Consider the following 7,533-nt stretch of genomic DNA (forward strand, 5'->3'; position numbering starts at 1 on the left):
CATCGTGCCGCCGAACTGCCTGTCTGGCTGCACAGATACAATTGGCATCGTCCACATGGCAGCCTAAAGTCAAAAACGCCTATCAGTCGCCTCGCCCTGATCGAGGACAACCTGTTGAAGCTCCACACCTAGGTCACTATCGGGGGGCCTTAAACCTGAACAGCTCCATCGTCGCGGCTGCTGCGGAAGCAGGAGCTATCACTGGGACCCGTACTGGTGCTTGTCAGCCGCTGAGCCGCTACTTCGTCTTAGGAAGAGCATTGTCCTTGCCAAAAGCCGGCCAGTATTTCGAGATTGCCAGTGTGGCGCCGGCTGAAGAGAAATGACCATAGTCGAAATATAAAAACTCTCCTCTATCGAAATAGGCGCAGCGTCCTGCGCTGCACAGGAATTTCAGCGGATCGATGAATGTGGCGCCTTTGGTAAATGAGCGCACACGTTCGTTGACGTCGGGGTCCATCGCGATCGGCCAGGACGTATCGTCCAGATTTTGGCGCTTGGCGAAGAACGCAATTTTCCGGACGTCAGTTGGGAACTGCGGAGACTGGCCGATGACAAACACGCGCACGCCCAGGGCACGAAGCGTAGCGATTGTTTGCTGAAGACCGTCGAAACCTCTGACCTCATAGTCACTCCATCTACCGCTGAGGATAACCGTCTTGATGTCCGCTTCCAAGATGACGTCCAAGGCCTTGCGATTGAACCGGACACAATCAAGACGATCGTACGGGTAGTAATAGAGTATCGGCGCGCAGCTGGCGTACGTATATTCAACGATGTTCGCCTGCAATCGATTTATGTTAGCACCCAAGCCGGAAACATAGTGCGCGGCGAAGGAGTCGCCCCACAAAAAAACCGTTGTTGGAAAACCGCTGGTGCGCGTGCAATCCTCCATATTCCAGCTTTCGATCCGGCTGGTGCCCTCGTTGAAACAGATGCCATTCCTCCAGTCCCCGACGGAAATGCGCCGCTGGACATAGTCCGGAAACCGTTGCGGAAAGCCGTTGCCGAGCGCCCCCGCCGCTCCGCCGGCACAAAGGACAACGATCGCGAGCGCTGAAAAGGCGAAGATAGGCCCCGGGGAGGTGAAGGCCCTCTTCTGTCGAAACGGCTGCTCTACAAACTTCCAGGAGAATGCAGCCAATGCGAGGCTTGCCACCAACATCGCACCGGTCATCAACGGATCGAGTTTTTGGAACGAAAGATAGTGCGCGAACGCATTGAGAGGCCAGTGAACAAGATACAACGAATACGAGATGAGCCCAATCCAGACCAGCGGCCTGACTTCGAGCATGCGGGTGGCGACCGTCGAGGGGGTATTTTGGCCAACATAGATCAGAAGGGCCGTTCCGATGCATGGATACAAGGCGTTGTAGCCTGGGAACGGATCACTCGCCGAAATCGCGAAGAACCCGATGGCGAGAAGGCCAAATCCGGCCACCCCCACCGACTCCATCAGGAGTCGGTTGCCCAGCGGCGAGGGGCATTTGAGCATGAGCAGGGCGCCCAACATGAGTTCCCAGATTCGGGTCGGCAGCAGATAGAATCCGGCGGTGGGTGCCAGCGATGTCGCCATCACCGCCACTACGAAGCTGCAGAGAATTATCGGAAGAAGTGTCGTCAGCCAGCGCTTCCCGATGTAGCGATAGATTAGGAACATCAGGATTGGTGCGAAGATGTAGTACTGCTCCGCTACGGAAAGCGGCCAAGTGTGCAACAGTGGTAGAAGCGCGGCATCGATAGAGAAGTAACTTGACGTTTTCCAGAAGAAAACGTTCGACCAGAAGGTCGAGGTAGCTATGATGCTAAGACTGAATCCGCGCAGATCCGGTGGCAGAAGAATGAACAATGCCGCAATGCAGGTGAGAAGCATCACAAAGACGAGCGCCGGCAGAATGCGCCGGGCACGGCGCCAGTAGAAGTTGACGATGGAAAATTGGCCGCGTTCAAGGTCATCCAGGAGGCTTCCGCTGGTTAGGTAGCCGGAGATGACGAAGAAGATATCGACCCCGCTAAAGCCACCCGGGATCGCCGAAATTCCGAAATGAAAGAGTACGACCGGAAGTACAGCAACGGCCCTAAGGCCCTCGATATAGCGCCTATATTGCATCCAGCGGTTCCTTTTATTTTAGATCAGGACGCGATTGGAAGCTTTCAATCTCCGGTAGGAGTGCTGCCGAGATAAGGGCGGTATCAGCCACCTTTATCCGTCCCGAATGTTCTGTAAGTTGCAACTGGTACAGAAGCACGATCGCCATCGCCGGCCTTGACGGCCTGATTGTCGAGCAGATCGCGCGGATCGTTGACCATCACGGCCAGGTTATGTCCTGTCGAACAACCAAGCGGCTGTTTGAAGGATTCTTCATTGGGTAAGGCACCATATGAGGGACAGACCGGCGGACGGGCGTGATAGACAATCGCCTCAATTCGCACTGAGCCGGCGTCGTGTTGATCGCGCAATTGAATGTTGTCTTCTTCGATTGCCAACTGCCTGGCCTGATGGGCTACCCCTGCGCTGAGCTGGGGCGAACCGCTGATGAGGAGGTGGATGGCATCGAACCGGCCGCGACTGGCCTTGTCTAGGAAAACACGCAAACGCTGCCGTTCGGAAGCGCGCAGGCTTTGCAACGTCAGGACGGTGGTCTCCTCTCGGACAAGCATTGGTGCCGATGGTTCGACATCAACTGGCGTAGTGCTTGTGCAGCCACTTACGCTTGGTGCCAGAGCGACAAAGAGGATTATAAAACGCAACATCTTTGGATGACACTATTCGATGATGAAGCCGAGACCGCCCTGGGCGCTTGGCGCGCCCGCACGGATAGCAGCGCGGTCTCGCGGGGGACTTGTCACGGAATTCGTCGGAGCGCCCCCTCCGTTCAAAGCCGGTGCCGCCCGCTCGGTCGGTGCGCTCATCTGGTTTGGGTTGGAGCCTGGTCTTACAATGTAAGGCGTAACTAGAATGACCAGTTCTGACTCCTCTTTTTGAAACGAGGTCGAGCGAAAAAGCGGTCCCAGGATCGCCAGTTCTCCGAGCCAGGGAAAGGCCCTGACATCATTGTTGACGTTCCGCCTGATTAGACCGCCGATTGCGAAGCTCTGGCCGCTGGCGAGTTCGACGACCGTATCGGCTCGGCGCGTGGAAACTGCCGGCACGGAAATTCCGTTGATTTGCACGGCACCTTGCGTCGACAGTTCACTGACTTCGGGCGTTACGTGAATGTTGATTTGATTGTTGCTGAGAACTGTCGGCACAAATTCCAGACTGACGCCGAAGTGACGGAATTCAACCGATACCTGCCTGTTTTCCTGCAGGACAGGAATGGGAAATTCGCCGCCCGCGAGAAAGCTGGCCTTTTCACCCGACATAGCGGTGAGGTTCGGCTCAGCCAGGACGGAAGCTATATGCTCCTTGGCGAGCGCGTCGAGAACCGCGCTGACGTTGACGGCACCGTTGTCGAATCCGATTTCTGCTGTACCGCCACCCTGGGTTGAACCAGACCCAGCGCTTGCAGCGCTTCCGCTTAGAACGCCCACTTTGAAATTGCCGATTTGACCGAAGGCGGACAAGTTGACGCCGAGTGACTTCATGGCGCTGCGTGAGACTTCGGCTACGCGCACGCTGAGGTTAACTTGCAGGGATCCAGCGACCTTGATGTTGTTGACGACTTGCGCTCCGTCGCCCAGATATTGCTCAGTGACTCTTTTTGCGGTGTCGGCGACCTCTGCGTCGGGCGCCGTCCCGCTAAGGATTGCGCCGCGCGGCGTATAGTTGACGCGGATGGGATAGTCGCCGACCTGCTCCCGCAACATGGCGCGTAAATCCCCGATCGGTTGCGTGACAACGATACGCAATTCGGCGAGAGGCTCGCCATTGCCATCCAAGGCGAATAGGCTGGTCCGCCCCGATTTCTTGCCAAAGACGAAGATTGTTTTGCTCGATGGCGCCTGAAAATCCGCGATCGTGGGGTCAGCAACAAAGATGGTCGTGGCTGGCCCGGGCAGATGAACGGTCTCCCCGAGCGAAGAGGAAAGGGTCAGCGTGGCGTTGATGCTATTCGAAGCCGCATGCGGCGGGCCTTTGTCCTGCTTGTTTTGCGCCGCGACACCAAGTGGGAAAGTCACAATAAGCGCGCAGAGGAGATGGCCCAGGTAACGGGGCACTGCAGGTCTTGTAACCTTGTTGGCGATCGCCCGCCAATTGAGCGCAGCGCAAGGATGTTGAAGGATCAGCAAAATAGATCTTCTTTCGATTCGACAAACTATGCGGACGAGGCGTCAGTCAATTCTAGGATGTAACCAATGCCTCGGATGGTCTTGATCCGTGGCGTTGCACCTGATCTGGTCAGATGTCCCCGTAAACGATAAATTCCGACTTCAAGCGCGTTGGCAGACACGTCGTCGTTGAATGAATAGAGGTGATCTTCCAATTGCGCACGGGGCACGATGCGGCCTGCCCGGTTAAGCAGGTGCTCTAGAACACAGAGTTCGCGACGTGCGATCATCATTGGGTGCCCATCAACGAAAACCTGGCGGGCGACCGGATCAAAGTCGAGATTGCCAAATACGAGCCTCAGGTCGGTCATCTGTGTCGCCCGGCGCAGAATGGCTCTCATTCTGGCAATAAGCTCATCGGTAGAGATGGGTTTGAGCAGAAAGTCGTCCGCACCACCGTTGAAGATCGCAATTCGCTTATCGAGATCGTTAAGGCTGCTCATAATGACGGCAGGAACTGAATGCCCGTGGGTCCTCAACTGCCTCAGCCAACCCAAGCCATCGCCATCTGGCAGAGCCAATTCCAGCAGGAGAATTTCATAGCTGGCGCAAGAAAATGCACTCGAAGCCAGTTCCAGAGTACCAACGACATCAACGACGAAGCCGCCATCCCCGAGCGCAAGTCGCATGGCGCGCGCAAGATCCGCATGATGATCCACGAGCAGCGTTCGCATTTCATCTCCTCTCGAAGAGGGACGGCCCATCGAACGCGTCACCGGCGGCCATCTGATCGGAGCACACGGCGCGCAACTCGTCGCAGCTCTCGGAACTGGTCCGAGTCGGAGGGACATGCAAGTCGCTCGGTGGCAATAGGCGCGGGTGAGGACCAACTGACGGGCTCAAATACGCCGGTCGGCGAACCCACGAGGCCAGCAACCCGCGTGCGATTTCTCGTTGCATCATCTCTCCTACGTGCAGCCCCTGCGCTCGCAAGGCAGCGTCGCGGCTCAGAGCCCGATTCCCACAGAGGGTAGGGTTAGCTTTCGAGAAACTGATTGAACAAATCGATTATTTGGATCGAATGCATCCACGGTATGGATGCAGCGCACCATCTTCAACGACTGCGGCGTCCTGATGCACTGTTGTGTCTGTCGTGCTCTGCTTTTTTCGCTGTCCTTCAAGGCTGGCGAGCCTGGTGGAACCTGCGCGTCATTGGCTTGGTAGCTTGAATGCTCAACAACGGAGCGCCCTGCGCAAAGCCGCTCTCATTTCCAAAAAGCCTTGCAATCTGGTTGGAGCACTTCGCGCTCGACACCAAAATAGGCGAGGAAAACTGACGTCTGACAGGGATGTACATGCAACAGCCGATTTGCGGCACCAGCAAACGACCGCGTTCAGGCTGAAGATCGACGACCAACGGCTCCTCGATTTCCGCACTTTTACAAGCTCTTCCTGTGCGGGCGGATGCCGGCAAACAGCAGCACAGGGTCAGCGAAACCGGGAGCGGGCCTGCTTGATCGCCATGATCACATTGCCGCTGTCGCGCGTGCGGAGCGGAATGCAATCGGTCCAGCCGGCGGCAATCCGGTCAGCACCATCGTCTGCACGAAGCTCCCTGACGAAGACGTGCCCGAATGCGCTCAACAAAGCCGGGCGGCGGATCTTTCCAATCGCCGAAGGTGCGGGCTGGCACCGAGCGGCGAACTGCGAACTCATTCCTGCCCGGCGGCGCTGGCCGCCGCGAGCGTCGATGCGGACCCAGCCGCTCCGAATCCTCCCACAACACGATGAGCGCGTCGCGGACATCGCTGCCGTAACAGCGGCTGCGGCTCTTGCCCGCAGACGGCCTCTGCTCACGACGGTTCATAAGACGGATCGCGCGCTTGCGAATAATAGCCGGTTACCGCCTCGAACTCATCCAGAATGCGCCGCTTGTCAACGCCGCAATAAAGCTCCACGATCGCCGCTTCACCGTGTCGCCATGCTGAGCCGCGCCATCCTTCCCCCGAACCGGAATGGCACGACCTGTCCATCCCCTTTGGAACAGGACACTATTGGTAACATTTTGCTTGAGGCAATGCGGCTCGTTGCCTTCCTTTTCGCTGACCGGAAGGGTACCGGAAGTCGTCTATCGCATCTTACCCGCTGAAAGCGGCAACACCTCGACCTCAATCGCAGATCATAGGAAATAGACGATCGCGTCGGGGCCTCAGCATCGGTTCACCGGGTTTCCGTCATCGACTGAAGCGAATTGCCCCATCGACCGTCACCGGGTGGGCCGCGATACGTCGCCGTATATGATTAGCGAGCGCACGTAGCGGAGCCATAGCTCTCCACCCAGCCATGTTCCCCTAGTTGGAAAATGTCCGGCGGACCAGAGGTGCTGTCGTCAGCTTTTCCTGAATAGCGGCCAAGGCAATCCCTACCAGTCCATCACCACCTTGCCGGAACTGCCGCTCTTCATCGCATCGAAACCGATCTGAAAATCGTCGATGCCGATGCGGTGGGTGATCAGGCCGGAGACATCCAGCGGACCCTGCACAAGCGCGATCATCTTGTACCAGGTTTCGAACATCTCGCGGCCGTAGATGCCTTTGAGATGCAGCATCTTGAAGATGACCTTGTTCCAGTCGATCTCGAAGCCGGTCGGCGCGATGCCCAGAATGGCGATCTTGCCGCCATTGTTCATGGTGTCGATCATGTCGCGGAAAGCGGGGGCGGCGCCTGACATTTCGAGGCCGACGTCGAACCCCTCGGTCATGCCGAGCACCGGCATGACGTCGCGCAGCTTCTCCTTCGAGGCGTCGACGACATGCTGGACGCCGAGTTTCTTGGCTAGCGCCAGCCGCACCGGGTTGATGTCAGTGATGACCACTTTGCGCGCGCCGACGCATTGGGCGACGAGCGCGCCCATGATGCCGATCGGCCCGGCGCCAGTCACCAGCACGTCCTCGCCGACCAGATCGAAGGACAATGCGGTGTGGACGGCATTGCCCAAGGGATCGAAGATCGCGGCAATCTCATCGGGCACATCGTCGGGGATCGGCACGACATTGTGCTGCGGGATCGCCAGATACTCGCCGAAGGCGCCTGGACGGTTGACGCCGACGCCGAGCGTGTTGCGGCACAGATGCCCTCGCCCGGCGCGACAGTTGCGGCAATGGCCGCAGACGATGTGGCCTTCGCCCGATACACGCTGGCCGACCTTGTATTCGGTGACCGCTGCGCCGAAATCGGCAACGGTGCCGACGAATTCATGGCCCGTCACCATCGGCACCGGCACCGTCTTCTGCGCCCACTGGTCCCAATTGTAGATGTGCA

5 protein-coding genes and 2 pseudogenes are annotated in these 7,533 nt (G+C 57.8%); 1 reads left to right on the plus strand and 6 read right to left on the minus strand.

What is annotated here, in order from left to right; genetic code table 11:
* A pseudogene (locus EN932_RS24075) lies at window positions 1-132 on the plus strand (IS481 family transposase); the annotation flags it as partial.
* Between the two features lie 106 nt (window positions 133-238).
* On the opposite strand, the gene EN932_RS24080 reads toward EN932_RS24075, so the two are convergent.
* From EN932_RS24080 to tdh, 6 genes and pseudogenes are all read right to left on the minus strand, one after another.
* A complete protein-coding gene (locus EN932_RS24080) occupies window positions 239-2,110 on the minus strand; it encodes an acyltransferase family protein (RefSeq protein WP_063169260.1) in 1,872 nt (623 codons plus the stop codon).
* Window positions 2,111-2,193: 83 nt separating this feature from the next.
* Complete coding sequence (locus EN932_RS24085; protein ID WP_063169261.1) at window positions 2,194-2,754, minus strand: CpaD family pilus assembly lipoprotein; 561 nt, start codon at window positions 2,752-2,754, stop codon at window positions 2,194-2,196.
* A gap of 12 nt (window positions 2,755-2,766) precedes the next feature.
* Window positions 2,767-4,188 (minus strand): type II and III secretion system protein family protein, encoded by a 1,422-nt coding sequence (locus tag EN932_RS24090; protein WP_063170365.1) that lies wholly within the window; start codon window positions 4,186-4,188, stop codon window positions 2,767-2,769.
* 71 nt (window positions 4,189-4,259) lie between these two features.
* Window positions 4,260-4,946 carry a response regulator transcription factor gene (locus EN932_RS24095; RefSeq protein WP_063169262.1) on the minus strand — a complete coding sequence of 229 codons (687 nt, stop codon included), beginning with the start codon at window positions 4,944-4,946 and terminating at the stop codon, window positions 4,260-4,262.
* 805 nt (window positions 4,947-5,751) lie between these two features.
* A pseudogene (locus tag EN932_RS39030) lies at window positions 5,752-5,920 on the minus strand (transposase); the annotation flags it as partial.
* A 714-nt stretch (window positions 5,921-6,634) separates the two neighbouring features.
* The coding region (gene tdh, locus EN932_RS24105) for an L-threonine 3-dehydrogenase (protein ID WP_127219194.1) at window positions 6,635-7,533 on the minus strand (899 nt) is incomplete at its 5' end.

Origin of the sequence: Mesorhizobium sp. M7A.F.Ca.US.002.01.1.1 (genome assembly GCF_004022955.1) — a bacterium.
GTDB classification, from domain to species: Bacteria; Pseudomonadota; Alphaproteobacteria; order Rhizobiales; family Rhizobiaceae; genus Mesorhizobium; species Mesorhizobium ciceri.

What these genes read in the sequence shown, in the direction of transcription:
- EN932_RS24085 (WP_063169261.1), bottom strand. Translation starts at nt 2,754, where the DNA reads ATGTTGCGTTTTATAATCCTCTTTGTCGCTCTGGCACCAAGCGTAAGT.
- EN932_RS24080 (WP_063169260.1), bottom strand. Translation starts at nt 2,110, where the DNA reads ATGCAATATAGGCGCTATATCGAGGGCCTTAGGGCCGTTGCTGTACTT.
- EN932_RS24095 (WP_063169262.1), bottom strand. Translation starts at nt 4,946, where the DNA reads ATGCGAACGCTGCTCGTGGATCATCATGCGGATCTTGCGCGCGCCATG.